We start from the raw sequence: 19,607 nt of genomic DNA on the forward strand, positions 1-19,607 counted from the left end.
TCGTGTAAACTCTTCCCGGTGGCGCTATGCTTACCGGGTCGACAAAACAACCGTAGGCCGGATAAGCGCAGCGCATCCGGCTTTTTTACACTGAGGGAAAGATGAAAAGAGTATTTCTCGCAGGCGCAGCACTGCTGCTGAGCGCCAGCGCGCTGGCCGACGAGTGCGACAAAGCGACCACTCAGCTTGAACTGAATACCTGTAGCGCGCAGCAGTACCAGGCTGCCGATAAAAAACTCAACCAGACCTATCAGGCCGCCGTCAAGCGCGCGGAAGCTCCCCAGCGCGAGCTGCTGAAAAAGGCGCAGCAGGCCTGGATTGCCCTGCGCGACGCGGACTGTGCGTTTATCGGTTCGGGGACGGAAGGCGGCAGCGTTCAGCCGATGATAGTGAATCAGTGCCTGGCGGAGAAAACCGTGGAGCGCGAAGCGTTTCTGGCCTCGCTGATGCAGTGTGAAGAGGGCAACCTAAGCTGTCCCCTCTCCCCATAGGGGCGAGGGAGAAAAGACAGCGCAGAACAGTTCCCTCTCCCCTCTGGGGAGAGGGTTAGGGTGAGGGGAACTAGCGCAAGCGGATCCCTTCGATAATCATCCGCTGCACGTTTTCCAGGGTACTGTGGAAAAACGCTTCGTCCTGGAGCGTTTTTCCGGTCACCGCCTCGACTTGGGCCGCAAAGTCAGCGTAATGCTGGGTGGAGGCCCAAATCATAAAGATCAGATGATGCGGATCGACCGGGGCCAGTTTTCCGCTGGCCACCCATCCAGCGATAATGGCCGACTTATCGTCCACCAGCTGTTTTAAATCTCCGGTCAGCTCCGCCTGCAACAGCGGCGCGCCCTGCAGCATCTCAAGGCAGAACAGCCGTGATGCCTGCGGGTAATCGCGCGACACCTCCAGCTTCAGGCGAATGTACTCTTTGATCGCCACCAGCGGGGCCAGCTCTTCGCGGAACGCTTTCAGCGGGGCCAGCCAGATATCGAGGATCTGCTGCATCACCGCAACATACAGCGCCTCTTTCGACGGGTAATAGTAGAGCAGATTGGTTTTGGATACCCCGGACTGCTCCGCCACCTGCTCCAGACGCGTGCCGTGAATGCCAAACTGCGAAAAGGTCTCCAGCGCCGCGCTGAGGATCGCCTGCTTCTTGGCGCTCACCGCCTGCGAACGTTTACCTGGTGTTTTCACTGCGCCTTGTGTCATTCCCGCTCTCCTTATTCTGCGTTGCCCTCAGCATAGCAAAACCCCCGTCTCGCCACGACATCCTGCACTCCGATCGCGCATGAATGCCTGTTTTCTGTGCAATGTTTTTGACCAGTTAGTCCACATTTAATCACATCAAACCTCCAACCTCTGATTAACACATTAATAACACTGCCATTTTTAAAACTGGCACTGCCTTTGCAAAAACACCGTTACACCTGCGACGTAATGAAGAGAGGTTCGTGATGAAAATTGGCGTATTTGTACCCATCGGCAACAACGGCTGGCTTATCTCGACCACTGCACCGCAATACATGCCGACCTTTGAGCTGAATAAAGCCATCGTGCAGAAAGCGGAGCACTACCATTTCGACTTTGCGCTTTCGATGATCAAGCTGCGCGGCTTCGGCGGCAAAACCGAGTTCTGGGATCACAATCTGGAGTCCTTCACCCTGATGGCCGGGCTGGCCGCGGTCACCTCGCGGATCCAGATCTACGCCACCGCTGCCACCCTCACCCTGCCCCCGGCGATCGTGGCGCGCATGGCCTCCACCATCGACTCCATCTCCGGCGGACGCTTTGGCGTCAACCTGGTGACCGGCTGGCAAAAACCCGAGTACGAGCAGATGGGGCTCTGGCCGGGTGACGATTACTTCTCGCGTCGCTACGACTACCTGACCGAGTACGTGCAGGTCCTGCGCGATCTGTGGGGTACCGGCAAAAGCGATTTCAAGGGTGACTTCTTCACCATGAACGACTGCCGCGTCAGCCCGCAGCCGTCGGTGCCGATGAAGGTAATTTGCGCCGGGCAGAGCGACGCGGGAATGGAATTCTCGGCGAAATACGCCGACTTTAACTTCTGCTTCGGTAAAGGCGTTAACACGCCTGCCGCCTTCGCACCGACCGCCGCGCGCATGAAAGAGGCCGCCGACAAAACCGGGCGCGACGTGGGCTCCTACGTACTGTTTATGGTGATTGCCGACGAAACCGACGACGCCGCGCGCGCGAAATGGGAGCGCTATAAGGACGGCGCCGACGAGGAAGCCCTGAGCTGGCTCACCGAGCAGAGCCAGAAGGACACCCGCTCCGGGGCGGATACCAACGTTCGTCAGATGGCCGACCCGACCTCCGCCGTCAATATCAATATGGGCACGCTGGTCGGCTCGTACGCCAGCGTTGCCAGAATGCTCGATGAAGTGGCGGGCGTTCCCGGTGCGGAAGGCGTCCTGCTGACCTTCGATGACTTCCTCACCGGCGTGGAGACCTTCGGCGAGCGCATCCAGCCGCTGATGCAGTGCCGCGCCCACATCCCTGCCGTCACGAAGGAGGTGGCGTAATGACAACCCTTAACGCACGCCCGGAAGCCATTACCTTCACGCCACAGCAGAGCGCGCTGATCGTGGTGGACATGCAAAACGCCTACGCCAGCCCCGGTGGTTATCTTGATCTGGCGGGCTTCGACGTCTCCGCTACGCAGCCTGTGATAGCGAATATCAAAACCGCCGTCGCCGCCGCGCGCGCCGCGGGCATGCTTATCATATGGTTCCAGAACGGCTGGGATGACCAGTACGTTGAGGCCGGTGGCCCCGGTTCACCGAACTTCCACAAGTCGAACGCCCTGAAAACCATGCGCAAGCGGCCCGAACTGCAGGGCAAGCTGCTGGCAAAAGGCGGCTGGGATTATCAGCTGGTGGATGAGCTGGTCCCGCAGGCGGGTGATATTGTCCTGCCGAAACCGCGCTACAGCGGCTTTTTCAACACGCCGCTCGACAGCCTGCTGCGCAGCCGGGGCATTCGCCACCTGGTCTTCACCGGCATTGCCACCAACGTTTGCGTGGAGTCGACCCTGCGCGACGGCTTTTTCCTCGAGTATTTCGGCGTAGTGCTGGAAGACGCGACCCATCAGGCCGGGCCGGATTTCGCCCAGAAGGCGGCCCTGTTCAATATCGAAACCTTTTTTGGCTGGGTCAGTAACGTTGCGGATTTCTGCGACGCCCTGAATCCCCCGCTCGCCCGTATCGCCTGAGGAGACGCACAATGCCGAAATCCGTAATCATCCCGCCGGGCACCAGCACGCCCATCGCCCCGTTTGTCCCCGGCACCCTTGCCGACGGCGTGGTGTATGTCTCCGGCACGCTGCCGTTTGATAAAGACAACAACGTGGTGTTTATCAACGACCCAAAGGCGCAAACCCGCCACGTGCTGGAGACGATCAAAACCGTGATCGAAACGGCGGGTGGCACGATGGAGGATGTGACCTTCAACAGCATCTTTATCACCGACTGGAAAAACTACGCCGCGATTAATGAAATCTACGCGGAGTTCTTCCCCGGCGATAAACCGGCCCGGTTCTGCATTCAGTGCGGGCTGGTGAAGCCAGACGCGCTGGTTGAGATCGCCACCGTTGCGCACATCGCGAAGTGAGGCGGCCATGAAACTCTCCGTCTCACCGCCCCCGTATGAGGGTGCGCCCGTGGTGGTCCTTATTGCCGGTCTCGGCGGCAGCGGCAGCTACTGGTTGCCCCAGTTGGCCGCGCTGGAACCGGAGTATCAGGTGGTGTGCTATGACCAACGCGGAACGGGCACTAACCCCGACGCCCTGCCGGAAGGATACAGCCTGGCACAGATGGCGGACGAACTGGCCCAGGCGCTGGCTGAGGCCGGGATCGCGCGCTACAGCGTTGTCGGCCATGCGCTGGGGGCACTGGTCGGCCTGCAGCTGGCCCTCGACCGACCCGACGCCCTCACCGCGCTGGTGTGCGTCAACGGCTGGTTGACCCTCAACGCGCATACCCGCCGCTGCTTTCAGATCCGCGAGCGCCTGCTGCATTACGGTGGCCCGCAGGCGTGGGTTGAGGCGCAGCCGCTGTTTCTCTACCCGGCAGACTGGATGGCCGCTCGCGCCCCCCGTCTGGAGGCCGAAGAAGCGCTGGCGCTGGCCCACTTTCAGGGAAAAGCCAACCTGCTGCACCGGCTCAGCGCCCTGAAAAAGGCTGACTTCAGCCGCCATGCGGCGCGCATTCGCTGCCCGGTACAGATCATCTGTTCCGCCGACGACATGCTGGTGCCCTCTGTCTGCTCGTCTGAGCTGCAGGCAGCGATCCCGCACAGCCACAGCGCGGTGATGCGTCAGGGCGGCCATGCCTGCAACGTCACCGAGCCGGACACCTTTAACACCCTGCTGCTTAACGGGCTGGCCAGCCTGCTGCACAGTCATGAACCCGCTTTATAAGGAGCTGTAATGAGCGAAGCCATTAATCCCACCGCGCTGGAAACGCTGTTCACCGGCGCCCGCACCCATAACGGCTGGCAGGATATTGCCGTCAGCGACGAGACGCTGCGCGAAATCTACGACCTGATGAAATGGGGGCCAACCTCGGCCAACTGCTCCCCGGCACGGATTGTGTTTGTGCGAAGCGCGGAAGGAAAAGAGAAGCTCCGCCCGGCGCTCTCCAGCGGCAACCTGGAGAAAACGCTCACCGCCCCGGTCACGGCGATTGTCGCCTGGGACAGTGAGTTCTACGAGCGCCTGCCTGAACTGTTCCCGCACGGCGATGCCAGAAGCTGGTTTACCGCAAGCCCCGCGCTGGCGGAAGAGACCGCCTTTTGCAACAGCTCGCTGCAGGCCGCCTACATGATTTTCGCCTGTCGCGCGCTGGGGCTGGACACCGGCCCGATGTCGGGCTTTGACCGCCAAAAGGTCGACGAGGCCTTTTTCACCGGCACGACGCTTAAAAGCAATCTGCTGATCAACATTGGCTACGGCGACCCGGGCAAACTTTACGGCCGCCTGCCGCGCCTGACCTTCGACGATGCCTGCGGGCTGGCGTAAGGAGCGATGATGACTACACCGGATAAACAAACCTTTCGCGATGCCATGGCCTGCGTCGGCGCGGCGGTGAACATCATCACCACCGACGGTCCGGCGGGGCTGGCAGGCTTCACCGCCAGCGCGGTGTGCAGCGTCACGGATTCACCGCCCACCCTGCTGGTGTGCCTGAACCGCGGCGCGTCCGTCTGGCCGACGTTCAGCGAGAACCGCACGCTGTGCGTGAATACCCTGAGCGCCGGACAGGAGCCGCTCTCAAACCTGTTTGGCGGCAAAACGCCGATGGAAGAACGCTTTGCCGCCGCCCGCTGGCAAACGGGCGACACCGGCTGCCCGCGTCTGCAGGATGCGCTGGCCTCGTTTGACTGCCGCATCAGCCAGGTGGTGAGCGTCGGCACCCACGACATTCTTTTTTGCGACATCGTTTCGATTATTCGCCACCCCGCGCCGCAGGGCCTGGTGTGGTTTGACCGCGGCTACCACGCGCTGATGCGACCCGCCTGTTAAGGCGCTCTAAGGAGACAGACCATGTTCGGATTTCCCCACTGGCAGTTGAAATCGACCTCCACAGACGCTGGCGTGGTCGCGCCGGATGAACGCCTCCCGCTCGGGCAGACGATGGTGATGGGCGTCCAGCACGCGGTCGCCATGTTTGGCGCCACGGTGCTGATGCCGATGCTGATGGGACTCGATCCCAACCTCTCGATTCTGATGTCCGGTATCGGCACCCTGCTGTTCTTTTTTGTCACCGGCGGGCGCGTGCCCAGCTATCTGGGATCCAGCGCCGCCTTTGTCGGCGTGGTGATCGCCACCACCGGATTTAACGGCCAGGGAATCAACCCCAACCTGAGCGTGGCCCTCGGCGGCATCATCGCCTGCGGTCTGGTGTATACCCTGATTGGTCTGGTGGTGATGAAAATCGGTACGCGCTGGATAGAGCGAATGATGCCTCCGGTCATGACGGGCGCCGTGGTGATGGCGATTGGCCTTAACCTTGCGCCGATCGCGGTCAGGAGCGTCTCCGCCTCGCCGTTTGAAAGCTGGATGGCCGTCGTGACCGTGCTGTGCATCGGCCTGGTAGCGGTGTTTACGCGAGGGATGATCCAGCGGCTGCTGATCCTGGTCGGGCTGATTGTTGCCTGTCTGGTGTATGCCCTGCTGGCGAACGTTTTTGGTCTCGGCAAGCCGGTTGATTTTACCCTGCTGCATCAGGCCGCCTGGTTCGGCCTGCCGAAAGTGACCTCGCCCACCTTTAACACCCAGGCGATGATGCTTATCGCACCGGTAGCGGTGATCCTGGTGGCGGAAAACCTGGGTCACCTGAAGGCGGTCGCGGGGATGACCGGACGCAGTATGGACCCGTACATGGGCCGCGCGTTCGTCGGCGACGGGCTGGCGACCATGCTTTCGGGCTCAGTCGGCGGCAGCGGCGTCACCACCTATGCCGAGAATATCGGCGTGATGGCGGTGACCAAAGTCTATTCGACGCTGGTCTTTGTCGCGGCGGCGGTGATGGCGATGCTGCTCGGCTTCTCGCCGAAATTCGGCGCGCTGATCCACACCATTCCGTCACCGGTGATCGGCGGGGCCTCAATCGTGGTGTTTGGGCTGATCGCCGTGGCTGGCGCGCGGATCTGGGTGCAGCATCGGGTCGATCTCAGCCAGAACGGCAACCTGATTATGGTGGCCGTTACGCTGGTGCTGGGCGCGGGCGATTTTGCCCTGACGCTGGGCGGGTTTACGATCGGCGGGATTGGCACGGCGACCTTTGGCGCGATCCTGCTTAACGCCCTGCTGAGCCGCCGGATGGCCGCTGCGCCGCAGGGCGAGGTGGTACGTCAGGAGTCGTGAAATCTCAATGTCGGGTGACGGCGACGCCTTACCCGACCTTTATGTTCGCTAAGAACACCTTTATGTCAGGCAATCACACCTGCTCAAACAGTCGTTCGATAGATTTTGTAGGAAAGAAAAGAGAATGGCTGTTTTCATCCGTCAGCGGAATAAAGCCCTGCTTCAGATAAAATTGTTTTGCCTGGTCGTTGAGTGCATCAACAAATATTCCGTGTACGCCCACCGCCTGCGATGCCAGATAGACAACCCGCATGGCATGCGTGACGAGCGTCGTTCCCCACTCCTGTCCCTGCAAGTCTTTATGTATCGCCAGACGTCCCAGCGTTACGCTCGGTACGTTGCTATAAGGGATCCGACGCTGCTGAGTCCTGGAAGGCAGCATCGCTTTTTCAAAGCAACTTCCCGATAACGTGTAATAGCCCAGGACTCGCGGACCATCGCGGTCTTTAAGCAGATAGCCTCGTAAAATACGCCCATTGTGCTGACGCACCAGATGTTCTGTGAGGAAGACATTTAGCGAGGGTTCACCACAATCGAAGTCCCTGAAATCATAATCTTTTCCCTCTGAAAACATTTCGATCGTGAGATTTTCCACGACGCTTCACTCCATGTTTCGAAGACGTTTTGCCGCTCGCTTCAGGCGTTCATTTGGCTCTGGCGGATTGTCGATGGCATCCATCACGGCATTCCATGATGCTTCGTTTAAGACGAGACGCCGATGCTGTTCAATGACCTCTGCAGCACGCTCTGACGCACTGTTCACCATAAACTGGGTGATCGTTTGATTCGTCATCGCTGCCGCTTCTTCAATCATTGTTTTGTCTTCGTCCGTTAAGCGAAGATCGATACGCTGTTTTTTCAGTGCTGGCATGGTTTACTTCACCGTGTACGGTATTTATCCGTACATATCGTAGATAAACCCGTCTGTTTTTTCAATCTAAACCTTCTTCAGCAGTCATGTCGCTCACCGGGTTCCGACGCTTTCTGAGCTTCAACTCGCTCACCAGCACCCCGGCGACAATAAACGCCGCGCCCACCAGGGCCAGCAGCGGCAGACGTTCCCCGGCCAGTCGCCCGAAAATGCCCGCCCAGACCGGTTCGCCGGTGTAAATGACCGTTGCCCGGGTCGGCGATACGCTACGCTGCGCCCAGTTCATGGTGACCTGAATAATGGCGCTGAAAATCCCCAGCCCCAGCGCCACCACGACCAGGCCGGTGGACATCGGCGGCACGGACTCCCCTGCCGGCACCATCGTCGCAAAGGCCACCAGCGATGCCGTGGCGAGCTGCACCACCGTCACCCGCTTAACGTCCACCTTGCCCGCCCAGGCGCTGATCAGAATAATTTCCGCCGCAATGGCAATCGCCCCAATCAGGGTAATGATCTCGCCCGGCCCCAGCGCCAGGAGGTTGTTTTCCGGCCCGGCCAGCAAAATCAGACCGATAAACGCCAGCACGATGCCAATACAGGACATCAGCCCCGGCAGCCGCCCCAGGCACAGCCACTGCAGCAGCGGCACCAGGGGCACATACATGGCGGTGATAAATGCGGATTTGCTGCTGGAGATAGTCTGCAATCCCCATGTCTGCAGGCTGTAGCCCATCGCGATCGCCACCCCAATCGCCACGCCCGCCTTAAGCTCTTTGAGCGTCAGACCCCGCAGCGTGTTAAGGGATATCAGCCCCACGGCTATCGCCGCCGTTGCAAAGCGCAGACCAACAAAAAAGAACGGATCGCTAAGGGTCACCGCGTACTGAACGGCCAGAAACGTCCCGCCCCAGAACATGGTGATGAGAATGAGGATGGCTTCCTGCGGTTTAACGGAGAATTTAAAGCGTGAGACAGACATGCGGCACCAGCAAGTGAGAACAATTCTGTAGTGTGCGTTGCCTTTGGTTACAGTTCAATGTTGCAGAAATAAAAAAAAACCGCCGGGATATCCCGGCGGCAGGGGTTCAACCCGGCGTGTTACTTACTGCTGCCGTGGCTGTTTTTCCCCCCTTTCTTGCCAGCTTCAGATGCGCGTTGCGGGTCATTCTTGAAGTTACCCCCGCTATGCTGGCCACCTTTACGGCCTGCTTCTGATGCTCTTTCACGGTCTTCTGCGAAATTACCTGAACCACCACGATGGTTTGCCATCTCTAACCTCCAGAATGTGAAACATTAGACATCATATTGCATTCAGTAAAAGAGGATTCTTTCACCTCGCGGCTCAAGGACAACGCCTTTATCTGTGCCGCGTGAAACTAAGCTTAGTGGAATGAGGTTATCCGGCAAGTCGAAGGTAATATCCTGCAACATGATCTCAGTCTTTCGGGTGAGATGACGCGGCGGCAATCCATAAACCTTTCTTATCATTTTAAAAATCCGCACCGGGAAAGTTGTATCATTTTGCTACAAAGTCATTTTTCTCCTCATGTTGTTATAAATCAAATAAATGGCGTTCATTTTTGCAGTCTGGCTGTGATGACATATCTTTAAAAGAACGCAGCGATCCGCTGTCAGAAAAACCAACGAGGAGTGATGCAAAATGGCAAAAGTTCTGGTGCTCTATTATTCCATGTATGGACACATTGAAACCATGGCTCACGCGGTAGCAGAAGGTGCAAACAGGGTTGATGGCGTAGAGGTTGTGGTGAAACGCGTACCGGAAACCATGCAGGCGGAAGCCTTCGCGAAAGCCGGGGGAAAAACGCAAAATGCACCGGTCGCCACCCCGCAGGAGCTGGCGGATTATGATGCCATTATCTTCGGCACCCCGACCCGCTTCGGCAACATGTCAGGCCAGATGCGCACCTTCCTCGATCAAACCGGCGGACTTTGGGCATCCGGGGCGCTCTACGGCAAACTCGCCAGCGTATTCAGCTCTACCGGGACCGGCGGCGGTCAGGAGCAGACGATTACCTCAACCTGGACTACCCTTGCTCATCACGGGATGGTGATTGTGCCGATTGGCTACGGCGCGCAGGAGCTGTTTGACGTTTCCCAGGTGCGCGGCGGTACGCCGTACGGCGCAACCACCATTGCCGGTGGGGATGGCTCACGTCAGCCAAGCAATGAAGAACTGTCTATCGCCCGCTATCAGGGTGAATACGTCGCGGGTCTGGCCAAAAAACTGAACGGCTAACACCCAACAGGAGGACAAGCATGCCAACTCAAGAATCCAAAGCTCACCACGTGGGCGAATGGGCAAGTTTACGCAACACCTCTCCGGAGATTGCCGAAGCTATCTTTGAAGTCGCGAAATACGATGAAAAGCTGGCCGAGCAGATTTGGGAGGAAGGTAACGATGAGGTGCTGGTGCGCGCCTTCGAAAAAACGGACAAAGACTCGCTCTTCTGGGGTGAGCAAACCATCGAACGTAAAAACGTCTAAGCGTTTCCCCCCGCCGCAGCGGGGGGTTCTCTCTTACTTCGCCGCGTTATTCATCACCGCATTGAATTTATCAACAGGACAGAAGCCGTTCGCATCCACCGGGCAGCCCTTGAGCTCCAGCGTCACGCGCTGTGCCGGAGACTGCAGCGACAACACGCTGGCGTTGCGCAACTGCTCTGCGCTCTGGTAGACATACTCAATTTTCATCAGCTCCTGGTTGGCATTTTTGTCATGCCAGCGCTGGAAGACAATCTTGCCGCCGATCGGGGTACGTTCCTGCTGATCGTGCAGCTGATACGGTTTGAAATCGAGGGCGGTAAGCAGGGAAGCAATGTTCGAATCATGCCCCACCAGCAGGGTGATTTTCGGCGCTTTCGCCTGGTCGGTAACCAGCGTTTTATCGATATATTTCACCAGCGGTTTCGCCACGTTTTGCGCCACCTCGGTGGAGGTAAACAGCGAGTCCTGATAGCCGTTCTTCAGCTTCGACAGCACGCGCCACTGCTGGTCGGTTTTGATTTCTCCCCAGGCGACCTGGTCGGCCGGGAAGCCTTCGTAATACTGCAGCGTGAACGCATCCACCAGCGAGTTGCCCACCTTCAGCGGCCCGGATACGCCAGGCTCTTTTTCATAGTCAGCGCTGAAGGTATCTTTCGCGTCCGCCAGCGAGCAGACCTTTTTCTCTTTGCAGGACGGCGAGTCGGCGTAGTTCGTCATCTGCTCCAGCAGCTTATAGCTTTCGCCAAGCTGCATTTTCTGCCGTTCCGCCTCCATCGCCTTCAGCGCTTTTTCGCGGAATTCCGGCGAATTATCGGTGATCACCGGATTAAATGTCGGATCCATGGTGCCCATTTTTTCCTGGTGGTGCACGGGCACATCGCAGCCAGGGAACGCGCCGGTGATAAAGAATTGCGCAGTGGCGACGGTGCGCTGCAGGCTGTTAGCATAGGCGTAAACGCTCTCCGCCGGTGGACATTCTCCCGTCTTCACCATCCCCTGCTGCGCCAGCCACTCGCGCATGTAATGGCCCATATAGACCTCCAGCACGCCCCCTTTGGTTGTGAGCTGACCGCCCGGCACCTCCCACTCCGGCCACTGCTTCGGCGTGGACTGCTCCAGCACGCTGCCGTTGTTAGCCAGCGGCGCGCGCAGGTTATGGCGACTCATGATTAAAACTTGCTCCAGCTGATACCCTTCCGGCGTCTCTTGCGCCTGCACGCCAAACGTTGCTGAAATGGAACCGGCGACTGCCAGCGCGAGTAGTGCTTTTCTCATCCCTAATTCCTCACTCGTTTTAAAATGTCGCGCTCAGTGTGACAGATTCGTCACAATTTTCCGGGAAGCATTTCTCAAACTGATGATTAACGTGCTTACGGTGTGTACGGATTAGTTTTATAATAAAACCATACCCCACCGGAGAATTCGCTGTGAAACGTACCCGCCTTGAAGAGAGCACCTGCCCCGTCGCCCGTTCGCTGGATATCATCGGCGACTGGTGGTCGCTGCTGATCGTCCGCGACGCGCTCCGGGGGATTAAACGCTTCGGCGAGTTTCAGAAAAGCCTCGGTATCGCGAAAAACATGCTGACCACGCGGCTCAAGCTGCTGGTAGACGAAGGCATTCTCCGGCTTCAGCCCGCCTCCGACGGCAGCGCCTGGCAGGAATACGTCCTGACCGACAAGGGACGCGCCCTGCAAACCGTGCTGGTTGCCCTGTCCCAGTGGGGCAATGAATTTTTGTTCGCGGAAAACGAATGCGGCACCGTGCTGGTCGATAGCGAACAGCGCAAACCCCTGCGTAAACTGGCGCTTATCGCCGACGATGGCCGCGAACTGACGCCTGAAGAGATCGTGGCTAAACTCCCCTCCTGACCGTTCCCGACGGCAAAAGCACAAAATGATCGCCAATATGGTTGCATTATAAAACCAAATGACCGAGAGTTAATTCAGTTTCATATTGAAACCAAATACCCCACTTTGCCTGAGGTAATGCACGATGACTACGCAAATCACCACCGCCCTGATTACGGGTGCCTCTTCCGGGATCGGTGCCGTCTATGCCGATCGCCTTGCCGCGCGCGGTGCTAACCTGGTCCTGGTCGCCCGCCGCGAGGATCGCCTGAAAGCCCTCGCCGCCGACCTGCGCGCACGCTATGGCGTGGCCGTCGATATTCTGGTGGCCGATCTCACCGATGAAGCCGGGATCCGGGCGGTGGAAGATGAACTGCGCAGCAATACCGCCATTGATACGCTGATTAACAACGCGGGCACCGCGCAGATGGCACCGTTCCTCGCGGGCGAGGTGGCGCAGCATCAGGCCATTAACACCCTGAACACCACGGCGCTGATGCGTCTGACCTACGCCATCCTGCCGCGCCTGGCACAGAACAATCGCGGCACGCTGATCAATATCGCGTCCGTGCTGGCGCTGCACGTCCGGGCGGGCAGCGCACTCTACAGTGCCACTAAGGCGTGGGTATTGAGCTTTACCCGTGGGCTACAGGAAGAATTTGCCGACAGCAGCGTGCGCATTCAGGCCGTACTGCCCGCCGCTACCGCAACGGAGATCTGGAGCCATTCAGGCGTCACGGTGGACGATCTGCCGGAAGGATCGGTAATGACCACCGACGATATGGTGGATGCGTCGCTGGCGGGTCTGGATCAGGGCGAACCGATCACCATCCCGCCGATGCATGATGCAGGCCTGTGGGACCGCTACGAAGCGGCGCGCCTTGAGCTGTTTAGCAGCGCGCGCACCGGCATCCCGGCACCGCGCTACGTAAAACAGTAGCCTAACGCTGAAGCTGGTCGCCGTACTCGCTCATCCAGGCGGCCAGCGGCGCGAGCGCATCCTGCAGGGTTAACCCCAGCCCGGTAATCTGATACTCCACGCGCGGCGGGATCTCAGGGTAGACCGTCCGCGTCACCAGCCCGCGCTGTTCAAACAGGCGCAGCTGCTTCGTCAGCTCTTTCTGGGTGATGGGGGCAGCCGCCCGCAGCAGATCGCCAAAGCGGACAGGCGTGTTAATCACAATAAGACGATAGAGGATCGGGATCGCCCATTTGCCGGAAATCAGGTTTACAAACTGCGTCATCGGGCAGGTATAGGCCTCAGATTTTTTTTCACAGCACTCCTCCAGCATTTCAGCCATAGCACACCTCTTGCCTCTTTAGTATCCATTTGGTACCTGGTTTCCTTTCGATACTAACGTTTCTATAGTGCTTTCTCCAGTGACATTTCAGGAGAAGAACATGGGTCGTTTAACCGATAAGTATACGTTGATTACCGGCGGCACCAGCGGTATCGGTCTCGCCACCGCGCAGGCATTTATCGCCGAAGGGGCGCACGTCGCCGTGACCGGACGCAACCCGGACACCCTCGCCGAAGCAGAGCGCATTCTGGGCGATAAGGCCTGGGTGATCCCAACCGATGCGGGCGATATCGCGTCGCAAAAAGCGCTGGCGGCAACCCTCGCCGCCCGCTGGCCACGCCTGGACGCGGTCTTTCTCAACGCCGGCGACGTGACGCACGCGCCGCTGGAAGCCTGGCAGGAAGAGACCTGGGACCGTCTGATGAACATCAACCTGAAGGGACCATTCTTTTTAATCCAGGCGCTGCTGCCGTTGCTGAATAACCCGTCGTCGGTGATCCTCTGCGGCTCCGTGAGCGCGCGCATCGGCCTGCCCACCAGCAGCGTGTATGCCGCGAGCAAGGCCGCCCTGCTGTCGCTGGCGCGCACGCTGTCGGCGGAACTGCTGCCGCGCGGGATCCGCGTCAACGGCCTGAGCCCCGGTCCGGTGGAAACCCCGGCCTTTACGAAAACGGGCTTAAGTGAAGAGGCGCTTAACGCAATGATGGCGGAGATCATCACGCTGGTGCCGCTGGGCAGAATGGGCTCGACGACGGAGCTGGCAAAAGCCGCGCTCTATCTCGCCTCCGACGAGTCGAGCTACACGGTAGGAACAGAACTGCTGGTGGACGGCGGAATGGGGAGCCTGTAACTCAAAAGGCGCTGATGCCGGTGACGATGCCGACATACAGCGCCGCCCATACGGCGGCAGAGGCCAGGCTCACGCCGTAAACTTTCACCACGTTCAGCCTGAGCATGCCTGCCGCCAGCGGCACGATGTAGCGCAGTACCGCCAGGAAGCGCGCGGTGAACAGCACCAGCACCCCGTTTTTTTGTAGCTGATGCTGCACCCGCAGAAATTTACCGGCGTGTTTTTCCGTGAAGCGGGTCATCCAGCGCGTGTGCCCCATCCGCTGCCCTAAGTGGTAGTTCAGCGCCGAGCCCGCCGTTGCCCCCATCACCACGGCCAGCCACGCCAGGGCAGGATGCATGCTTGCCTGGCTGACGGTAATGCCCGCCAGCAGCATGACCGAGGCGGGCGGCAACACGGAGGAGATCAGCACCGTCGACTTGCTCAGCGCCATCATAAATAACAGCGCGAACAGATGTGCCGGATACAGCGCAAAATGATTCAGCAGATTATCAAGCCACGCCATTTTCCCCTCCCCCGTTAATTATTTAATTCTCCATTTAAAATGAATAACCTTAAATAAACCCTCAACATTCCATTAATAATATTCTCCTAAACCGTTCTTAAACATTTTTTAAATTCCTGAGCGGTAACGTTAAATAAGCGTATTATTCCTCTTGTTTTACAACGATCTCGTTATGGCGAGGCTCCTGTACAAATACACGTTATCGCTCTGGTAGGTTCGAGAGAATCGACACAGGGTAAAACAGGCACTGTCGAATCAAGGCTTTGTCAGTATAACTTCCCTCGCGGGATACGGTGTACAGTGCTGAACCCAGGACGTGGGGATCTCCTCTTCGACATGCCCTGTCTTGCTCGCCCCTGAGAGATTTTATTATTCAAAGGGAATTCACTATGTCTTACGCTATTCACAACCAAAACCTGGCATTCAATGACAGCGCGATCGCGCAATATATGAATACCGATTTTATCGTCCTCGATATGGCATTATGCGTGGCGCTGGCGCGCGAGCAATTCTTCGAAAAATTAAAAGACGATGATATTCCGTCGCATATTTTTATCGAAGACCATGGCCGCCTGGCGGGGATGGTTGCCGTGCGCAAATTGCTGCAGACCACCGATACGGTGCAGCCACTGAAATCGCTGATGATTTCGCAGTTTTTGCAGGTCAAACCGGAGGATGAACGTGCCGATGTTGCCGGACTGCTGGCGCACGGCGGCGCGGATGTGGTGCCCGTGGTCACCCACGGCAAGCTCGTCGGCTGCCTGACCGAGCGCGAAATCGCCCATCTGCTGGAAGATGACGTCACCGAAGATGCCCAGCTTCAGGGGGCGACGCTCCCCCTGGAGAAGCCTTATCTGGAGACCAGCCCGTATAGCCTGTGGAAAAAACGCTCCGTCTGGCTGCTGCTGCTGTTTGTCGCCGAAGCCTACACCAGCTCGGTTATTCAGCATTTTGAAGAGGCGCTGGAGTCCGCCATCGCGCTGGCGTTCTTCATTCCGCTGCTGATCGGCACGGGCGGCAACAGCGGGACGCAGATCACCTCCACGCTGGTGCGCGCCATGGCGCTGGGAGAAGTGCGTCTGCGCGACGTGGGCCGCGTGCTGCGTAAAGAGATGACCACCTCGCTGATGATTGCCACCACGCTGGGTCTTGCCGGGTGCATCCGCGCCTGGATGATGGGAATAGGGCTGGAAATTACGCTCATCGTCAGCCTGACGCTGTTCTGCATTACGCTGTGGAGCGCCATTGTCTCGTCCGTCATTCCCATGGTGCTCAAGCGCTGCGGCATTGACCCGGCGGTCGTCTCCGCGCCGTTTATCGCGACGCTTATCGACGGTACCGGGCTGATTATCTACTTTAAGATTGCGCAATATACGCTGGGGCTGGAGTGAACGATCGCGCGCCTCAACCTCCCACTGGAGGTTGAAAACACCTTACTGACGAACTGAGCGGTCAGTTCGTCTTTATAAATTCCGGAACGTATTGCTCTGCTTGCGAAAAGCATAAATAAAGCGAGATAGTAACCCTGTTTTCGTCGGACGAATGGATAGGGATATGTGGCAGACGCGAGCGGTAGAACTGAATACCCAGGCTTACTGGGACTGGAATAAAACCGGTGAACTGGTGGAGTGGGCTGTAGCCCATGGCTTCAATACCCTCATTGTCGGGCAGGCTGACCTCTTTAATCTGCTTGCCACACCGAAAGGGTATACGCCACATCACTACAATGACCGCTTATCCAGCCAGCAGCGGGCGCGCTGCGTTTATCTCAACCGCCTGGGCCAGCTGTGCCGACGTCAGGGGCTGCGATTTTACCTCCAGGCCAAAGAGCTCAACTTTCCAACCGATCTCTTGCTTTCCCATCCGCACCTGTTTGATCCCAACCAAGGTGTACGCTTCGACGTGGACTTCTGGTGCAGTTACCTTGCGGATAAGATTTCGCAGATCTGCCAGCGCATTCCGTCTCTCAGCGGCCTGATGATTGCGATTTCTAGTACCGACGGATTGCTGCCAGTTTCACGCCCGAGTTGGGAGCAGCCATCAACGGAAAAACCCGCCCCGTTACAACGCGACGATCGCAGCTTCATGATTTATAGCTGCTGCTTCACTGCCCTCTCCCGCGTGATGCAGCAGGAAAATAAACATCTGGTGCTGCGTGTATTTCCGGCGGATAACCACGATCTTGGCAACGTGCTGGAGGCCATCCGTCCCTTACCGGCGAGCGTCAGCGTCTCGATCAAGCTCACCCCCGAACGTTTCTGGCCATCCTTTCCTAATAACCCCGCACTGCTGGAGGTTCGGGAGCGCGAGGTCTGGACAGAGATCGACCTGGTCGGGGAAGAGGTTGGCTGGGGCATCTTTCCATTCCCGCGTATTGATGAACTCCAGGGGCGGTTGCTCTGGTGTCGCAGTAACCCGGCCATCACTGGCGCGGTATGCAAAGTGAGCTGGGAAAGTCTGGATAACCATTGGATCATGGGTACGCTCAGCGAATGTAATCTGGTGGCCTGCAGCAGAATGCTAAGCAACGAGGGGACAACGCTGACGAAAGCGCAGCTGATGACCGACTGGCTACACGAAAGCTATGGCTGGCAACCCGACGAGCAGACCTTTGAGACATTTTGTTCCCTGCTTGAGCAAGCGGGACAGGTGTTATACAGCGCTATTTATGTCCGCAAGCACGTTTTCCATCGTCACAGCCAGGTACCCGAAAGCTATGGCCAGGCGGTGTGGAGCCTTTACGGCCAGCTAAACCGCAATTACTGGCTGCCCGGATCAGAACGGACAATCACCTTCGATCGCAACGATCCAGAAACGTCCGCCGCTTGCCTGTCACGTATCGCAAGGGAGAAAGACGAGGCGGGCAACGCTGCCGCCGCGCTTCAGGAAGCGGCACTGCATTTCGTAAAACGCGCCGCGTTTCCCCACTCGCTTGAACGTCGCTGGTATGAAGAGTGGCAGGGCTTTACCCTCTATTGTCGTCTCTTTTTACATGCGCAAAAGGCGTTCTTTACGCTGCGCTATGCCCGTGAGGTCGAGAACAGCTGGAGTATGCAGGAGATTAGCCATATCAATATTCAGGAGCTTTATCGATGTGCCTGTGAAATGGAGGATTACTGCCAGAAACACGCTGACGCCTCACCCGGTCTGCATGTGTTATTTGATGCCTCGCGGGTACGTGCGCTGGCTGACAGTCTGAGCCATGAATTAACGTCGCTGAGAGGGCGTTCATAACCCCTCACCCGCGTCCCTGACAACCACGATTTCTCTTTTTTGCAACACCCTTTCGGTCTGAAAAAGCGCGAAATGTGACAATTTTCAATAATTAATTGTCCTCCAGAAATCAAACGTGAAGTGCTTCACCGTTACGTCAAGAAGCACCTTTTCTGCGCACTCCGGCGACGGTAAAAACGCGTTAAATCCTGGTCATCATGTTGATGAACAGGAATGACGATGAAAATTTCTTTAGACAATGCGCCACTCGACCGCAGTGGCAATACGGTACTGACGACGCAACTGCAACAGCTTATCGATGAGATAGCCTCCGCCGGGGGCGGAACGCTGGTCGTGACGCCCGGCATCTGGCTCACCGGTACGCTGGTTTTACCCTCTCATTTTACCCTGCATCTGGAAGCCGGTGCCTGCCTGCGCGCCAGCGCAAACCCTGCCGATTACCAGCATTCGGAGACGGTGACGCTCGCAGAAATGTCAAACATGGCGCTCCTTTACGCCCGTGGCGAGCAGCACATCACCCTGAGTGGAGAAGGAAAAATTGATGGAGACGCCGCAAGCTGGTTTTCATCAGATGCGGATGACCAGGGCTATCGCCAGCCTAAATCACAGCGCCCGCGACTGGTGGTGTTTGAAGGCTGCGAACAGGTACGCCTGCAGGATATTACCCTGCATAACTCGCCGATGTGGACCGCTCACCTGGTGAGCTGCAACCACGTTTTTGTCCGGAACATCACCATTGATAATGACCTGGCGCTCGCCAACACCGATGCGCTCGATATCGACAGTTGCCAGCACGTCCATATCAGCGACAGCTACTTCAGCGCCGCCGACGACGGGATTTGCCTGAAAACCACCCGGAAACCCGCGCCGCTACAGCAGCCCATTCGTAACGTAACGGTGAACAACTGTATTGTACGTTCCAAAAGCTGCGCCATCAAAATCGGTACGGAAACCTTTGCCGATATTGAGAACATCACCGTCAACAACTGCACGATTTTTGAGTCCAACCGGGGGATTGGGCTGGTCTCACGCGATGGGGGGCGTTTTCAACGGCTGGTGTTCAGCAATATTCTGTTTGACTGCCGTCACGGCCATCCCTGTCACTGGGGAAAAGCCGATCCGATCTATATTTCGGTACGCCACCGTGCGCCAGAGGTTCAGCCTGGCGCCATCGAAAACGTCATTTTCAGTAACCTTGCAGGCCACGCTGAAGGCGCGATTAACCTGCACAGCGACACGCCGGGCAACATTCGCGACATCATGTTTAATGGTCTCTGCGTTGAACAATGCCTCAGCGACTCGCAGGAACAAGGCTTCTACGATATTCGTCCGCCGTGCAACCCCGCGCGTCCCACCGGAATGGGGCTGGACAACGCCTACAACATCAATCCGTCTACCGGCCGTGCGCATGGGGTAGAGCCCTACCCTGGCGGTATGCCCGTTTTTTACGCCAACGGCGTAAGCGGGCTGCGGCTCTGCGCCACGCACCTCTGCCGACCGGTGCCCTTGCCTGCAGGCTGGAACGCGGAAAAAACCGTCCTGCTTAACGTTCAGAACCTCATCACCGACGCCGCCTGTGCATAAAGGTGGAACCTTTGGACGACTTCGTCA

The 19,607-nt window shown here is 57.9% G+C and carries 24 protein-coding genes and 1 riboswitch; of the genes, 16 read left to right on the plus strand and 8 right to left on the minus strand.

The window, feature by feature from the left end; translation table 11 throughout:
• Positions 1-101: 101 nt before the first annotated feature.
• The gene (locus BMW97_RS05950) at positions 102-491 is read left to right on the plus strand and encodes a lysozyme inhibitor LprI family protein (protein WP_045908306.1); all 390 of its coding nucleotides are present in this window, start codon (positions 102-104) and stop codon (positions 489-491) included.
• A 70-nt stretch (positions 492-561) separates the two neighbouring features.
• On the opposite strand, the gene rutR is transcribed toward BMW97_RS05950, so the two are convergent.
• On the minus strand, positions 562-1,200 hold the full coding sequence (rutR, locus tag BMW97_RS05955; protein WP_008499819.1) for an HTH-type transcriptional regulator RutR: 639 nt from the start codon (positions 1,198-1,200) through the stop codon (positions 562-564).
• 245 nt (positions 1,201-1,445) lie between these two features.
• On the opposite strand from rutR, the gene rutA reads away from it, so the two are divergent.
• From rutA to rutG, 7 genes are read left to right on the plus strand one after another with little or no spacing between them, the layout of a single operon-like run.
• A complete protein-coding gene (rutA, locus tag BMW97_RS05960; RefSeq protein ID WP_045908307.1) occupies positions 1,446-2,537 on the plus strand; it encodes a pyrimidine utilization protein A in 1,092 nt (363 codons plus the stop codon).
• Positions 2,537-3,226: a pyrimidine utilization protein B gene (gene rutB / locus BMW97_RS05965; RefSeq protein ID WP_045908308.1), complete on the plus strand. Its 690-nt coding sequence runs from the start codon at positions 2,537-2,539 to the stop codon at positions 3,224-3,226. The genes rutA and rutB overlap by 1 nt, the downstream gene beginning before the upstream one ends.
• An 11-nt stretch (positions 3,227-3,237) precedes the next feature.
• Complete coding sequence (rutC, locus tag BMW97_RS05970) at positions 3,238-3,624, plus strand: pyrimidine utilization protein C (RefSeq protein ID WP_008499822.1); 387 nt, start codon at positions 3,238-3,240, stop codon at positions 3,622-3,624.
• A gap of 7 nt (positions 3,625-3,631) precedes the next feature.
• Positions 3,632-4,432 carry a pyrimidine utilization protein D gene (gene rutD, locus BMW97_RS05975; protein ID WP_045908309.1) on the plus strand — a complete coding sequence of 267 codons (801 nt, stop codon included), beginning with the start codon at positions 3,632-3,634 and terminating at the stop codon, positions 4,430-4,432.
• A gap of 9 nt (positions 4,433-4,441) precedes the next feature.
• Positions 4,442-5,032, plus strand: coding sequence for a malonic semialdehyde reductase (locus tag BMW97_RS05980; protein WP_045908310.1), 591 nt, complete (start codon positions 4,442-4,444; stop codon positions 5,030-5,032).
• A gap of 9 nt (positions 5,033-5,041) precedes the next feature.
• Positions 5,042-5,536: an NADH-dependent FMN reductase RutF gene (rutF, locus tag BMW97_RS05985; protein WP_045908311.1), complete on the plus strand. Its 495-nt coding sequence runs from the start codon at positions 5,042-5,044 to the stop codon at positions 5,534-5,536.
• A gap of 21 nt (positions 5,537-5,557) precedes the next feature.
• Positions 5,558-6,880: a pyrimidine utilization transport protein G gene (gene rutG / locus BMW97_RS05990; RefSeq protein WP_090392585.1), complete on the plus strand. Its 1,323-nt coding sequence runs from the start codon at positions 5,558-5,560 to the stop codon at positions 6,878-6,880.
• Between the two features lie 73 nt (positions 6,881-6,953).
• On the opposite strand, the gene BMW97_RS05995 is transcribed toward rutG, so the two are convergent.
• The 4 genes from BMW97_RS05995 to BMW97_RS06010 all read right to left on the minus strand — a co-directional run bounded on the left by BMW97_RS05995 (position 6,954) and on the right by BMW97_RS06010 (position 9,020).
• Entirely contained in the window at positions 6,954-7,475 is a 522-nt protein-coding gene (locus tag BMW97_RS05995; RefSeq protein ID WP_045908313.1) for a GNAT family N-acetyltransferase, read from the minus strand.
• A gap of 6 nt (positions 7,476-7,481) precedes the next feature.
• Positions 7,482-7,751: a type II toxin-antitoxin system TacA family antitoxin gene (locus BMW97_RS06000; RefSeq protein WP_008499829.1), complete on the minus strand. Its 270-nt coding sequence runs from the start codon at positions 7,749-7,751 to the stop codon at positions 7,482-7,484.
• 61 nt (positions 7,752-7,812) lie between these two features.
• Positions 7,813-8,730, minus strand: a complete 918-nt coding sequence (locus BMW97_RS06005) for a DMT family transporter (RefSeq protein WP_045908314.1) — start codon at positions 8,728-8,730, stop codon at positions 7,813-7,815.
• A gap of 119 nt (positions 8,731-8,849) precedes the next feature.
• Positions 8,850-9,020, minus strand: coding sequence for a con-10 family general stress protein (locus BMW97_RS06010; RefSeq protein WP_023311077.1), 171 nt, complete (start codon positions 9,018-9,020; stop codon positions 8,850-8,852).
• A 391-nt stretch (positions 9,021-9,411) separates the two neighbouring features.
• On the opposite strand from BMW97_RS06010, the gene wrbA reads away from it, so the two are divergent.
• Positions 9,412-10,008 (plus strand): NAD(P)H:quinone oxidoreductase, encoded by a 597-nt coding sequence (gene wrbA / locus BMW97_RS06015; protein WP_006809323.1) that lies wholly within the window; start codon positions 9,412-9,414, stop codon positions 10,006-10,008.
• 20 nt (positions 10,009-10,028) lie between these two features.
• Positions 10,029-10,256, plus strand: a complete 228-nt coding sequence (locus tag BMW97_RS06020; RefSeq protein WP_008499832.1) for a YccJ family protein — start codon at positions 10,029-10,031, stop codon at positions 10,254-10,256.
• Between the two features lie 33 nt (positions 10,257-10,289).
• On the opposite strand, the gene agp is transcribed toward BMW97_RS06020, so the two are convergent.
• Positions 10,290-11,531, minus strand: a complete 1,242-nt coding sequence (gene agp / locus BMW97_RS06025) for a bifunctional glucose-1-phosphatase/inositol phosphatase (protein WP_045908315.1) — start codon at positions 11,529-11,531, stop codon at positions 10,290-10,292.
• A gap of 152 nt (positions 11,532-11,683) precedes the next feature.
• On the opposite strand from agp, the gene BMW97_RS06030 reads away from it, so the two are divergent.
• Positions 11,684-12,127 carry a winged helix-turn-helix transcriptional regulator gene (locus BMW97_RS06030; protein WP_045908316.1) on the plus strand — a complete coding sequence of 148 codons (444 nt, stop codon included), beginning with the start codon at positions 11,684-11,686 and terminating at the stop codon, positions 12,125-12,127.
• Between the two features lie 124 nt (positions 12,128-12,251).
• Entirely contained in the window at positions 12,252-13,046 is a 795-nt protein-coding gene (locus tag BMW97_RS06035; protein ID WP_045908317.1) for an SDR family NAD(P)-dependent oxidoreductase, read from the plus strand.
• Position 13,047: 1 nt separating this feature from the next.
• Here BMW97_RS06035 and BMW97_RS06040 read toward each other — a convergent pair whose 3' ends face one another.
• Entirely contained in the window at positions 13,048-13,407 is a 360-nt protein-coding gene (locus tag BMW97_RS06040) for a winged helix-turn-helix transcriptional regulator (RefSeq protein ID WP_045908318.1), read from the minus strand.
• 100 nt (positions 13,408-13,507) lie between these two features.
• Here BMW97_RS06040 and BMW97_RS06045 point away from each other — a divergent pair, with 100 nt between their 5' ends.
• A complete protein-coding gene (locus BMW97_RS06045) occupies positions 13,508-14,257 on the plus strand; it encodes an SDR family oxidoreductase (protein ID WP_045908319.1) in 750 nt (249 codons plus the stop codon).
• A 1-nt stretch (position 14,258) separates the two neighbouring features.
• Here the strand turns inward: BMW97_RS06045 and BMW97_RS06050 are convergent, their stop codons facing one another.
• Positions 14,259-14,762 carry a DedA family protein gene (locus tag BMW97_RS06050; protein WP_045908320.1) on the minus strand — a complete coding sequence of 168 codons (504 nt, stop codon included), beginning with the start codon at positions 14,760-14,762 and terminating at the stop codon, positions 14,259-14,261.
• Positions 14,763-14,921: 159 nt separating this feature from the next.
• Positions 14,922-15,091: riboswitch (M-box (ykoK) riboswitch) on the plus strand.
• Positions 15,092-15,151: 60 nt separating this feature from the next.
• Here BMW97_RS06050 and BMW97_RS06055 point away from each other — a divergent pair.
• From BMW97_RS06055 to BMW97_RS06065, 3 genes are all read left to right on the plus strand, one after another.
• Entirely contained in the window at positions 15,152-16,153 is a 1,002-nt protein-coding gene (locus BMW97_RS06055; RefSeq protein WP_090392587.1) for a magnesium transporter, read from the plus strand.
• Between the two features lie 163 nt (positions 16,154-16,316).
• Entirely contained in the window at positions 16,317-17,996 is a 1,680-nt protein-coding gene (locus tag BMW97_RS06060) for a hypothetical protein (RefSeq protein WP_045908322.1), read from the plus strand.
• Positions 17,997-18,215: 219 nt separating this feature from the next.
• On the plus strand, positions 18,216-19,580 hold the full coding sequence (locus tag BMW97_RS06065) for a glycoside hydrolase family 28 protein (protein ID WP_045908323.1): 1,365 nt from the start codon (positions 18,216-18,218) through the stop codon (positions 19,578-19,580).
• The last annotated feature ends 27 nt before the right edge of the window (positions 19,581-19,607 follow it).

This window comes from Enterobacter sp. NFIX58 (genome assembly GCF_900110475.1).
Taxonomy (GTDB): domain Bacteria; phylum Pseudomonadota; class Gammaproteobacteria; order Enterobacterales; family Enterobacteriaceae; genus Enterobacter; species Enterobacter quasiroggenkampii.

Excerpts from the sequence above, each read along its gene's own strand:
- BMW97_RS05950 (WP_045908306.1), top strand. The coding sequence starts at position 102 with ATGAAAAGAGTATTTCTCGCAGGCGCAGCACTGCTGCTGAGCGCCAGC.
- rutR (WP_008499819.1), bottom strand. The coding sequence starts at position 1,200 with ATGACACAAGGCGCAGTGAAAACACCAGGTAAACGTTCGCAGGCGGTG.
- rutA (WP_045908307.1), top strand. The coding sequence starts at position 1,446 with ATGAAAATTGGCGTATTTGTACCCATCGGCAACAACGGCTGGCTTATC.
- rutB (WP_045908308.1), top strand. The coding sequence starts at position 2,537 with ATGACAACCCTTAACGCACGCCCGGAAGCCATTACCTTCACGCCACAG.
- rutC (WP_008499822.1), top strand. The coding sequence starts at position 3,238 with ATGCCGAAATCCGTAATCATCCCGCCGGGCACCAGCACGCCCATCGCC.
- rutD (WP_045908309.1), top strand. The coding sequence starts at position 3,632 with ATGAAACTCTCCGTCTCACCGCCCCCGTATGAGGGTGCGCCCGTGGTG.
- BMW97_RS05980 (WP_045908310.1), top strand. The coding sequence starts at position 4,442 with ATGAGCGAAGCCATTAATCCCACCGCGCTGGAAACGCTGTTCACCGGC.
- rutF (WP_045908311.1), top strand. The coding sequence starts at position 5,042 with ATGACTACACCGGATAAACAAACCTTTCGCGATGCCATGGCCTGCGTC.
- rutG (WP_090392585.1), top strand. The coding sequence starts at position 5,558 with ATGTTCGGATTTCCCCACTGGCAGTTGAAATCGACCTCCACAGACGCT.
- BMW97_RS06000 (WP_008499829.1), bottom strand. The coding sequence starts at position 7,751 with ATGCCAGCACTGAAAAAACAGCGTATCGATCTTCGCTTAACGGACGAA.
- BMW97_RS06005 (WP_045908314.1), bottom strand. The coding sequence starts at position 8,730 with ATGTCTGTCTCACGCTTTAAATTCTCCGTTAAACCGCAGGAAGCCATC.
- BMW97_RS06010 (WP_023311077.1), bottom strand. The coding sequence starts at position 9,020 with ATGGCAAACCATCGTGGTGGTTCAGGTAATTTCGCAGAAGACCGTGAA.
- wrbA (WP_006809323.1), top strand. The coding sequence starts at position 9,412 with ATGGCAAAAGTTCTGGTGCTCTATTATTCCATGTATGGACACATTGAA.
- BMW97_RS06020 (WP_008499832.1), top strand. The coding sequence starts at position 10,029 with ATGCCAACTCAAGAATCCAAAGCTCACCACGTGGGCGAATGGGCAAGT.
- agp (WP_045908315.1), bottom strand. The coding sequence starts at position 11,531 with ATGAGAAAAGCACTACTCGCGCTGGCAGTCGCCGGTTCCATTTCAGCA.
- BMW97_RS06035 (WP_045908317.1), top strand. The coding sequence starts at position 12,252 with ATGACTACGCAAATCACCACCGCCCTGATTACGGGTGCCTCTTCCGGG.
- BMW97_RS06040 (WP_045908318.1), bottom strand. The coding sequence starts at position 13,407 with ATGGCTGAAATGCTGGAGGAGTGCTGTGAAAAAAAATCTGAGGCCTAT.
- BMW97_RS06045 (WP_045908319.1), top strand. The coding sequence starts at position 13,508 with ATGGGTCGTTTAACCGATAAGTATACGTTGATTACCGGCGGCACCAGC.
- BMW97_RS06050 (WP_045908320.1), bottom strand. The coding sequence starts at position 14,762 with ATGGCGTGGCTTGATAATCTGCTGAATCATTTTGCGCTGTATCCGGCA.
- BMW97_RS06055 (WP_090392587.1), top strand. The coding sequence starts at position 15,152 with ATGTCTTACGCTATTCACAACCAAAACCTGGCATTCAATGACAGCGCG.
- BMW97_RS06060 (WP_045908322.1), top strand. The coding sequence starts at position 16,317 with ATGTGGCAGACGCGAGCGGTAGAACTGAATACCCAGGCTTACTGGGAC.
- BMW97_RS06065 (WP_045908323.1), top strand. The coding sequence starts at position 18,216 with ATGAAAATTTCTTTAGACAATGCGCCACTCGACCGCAGTGGCAATACG.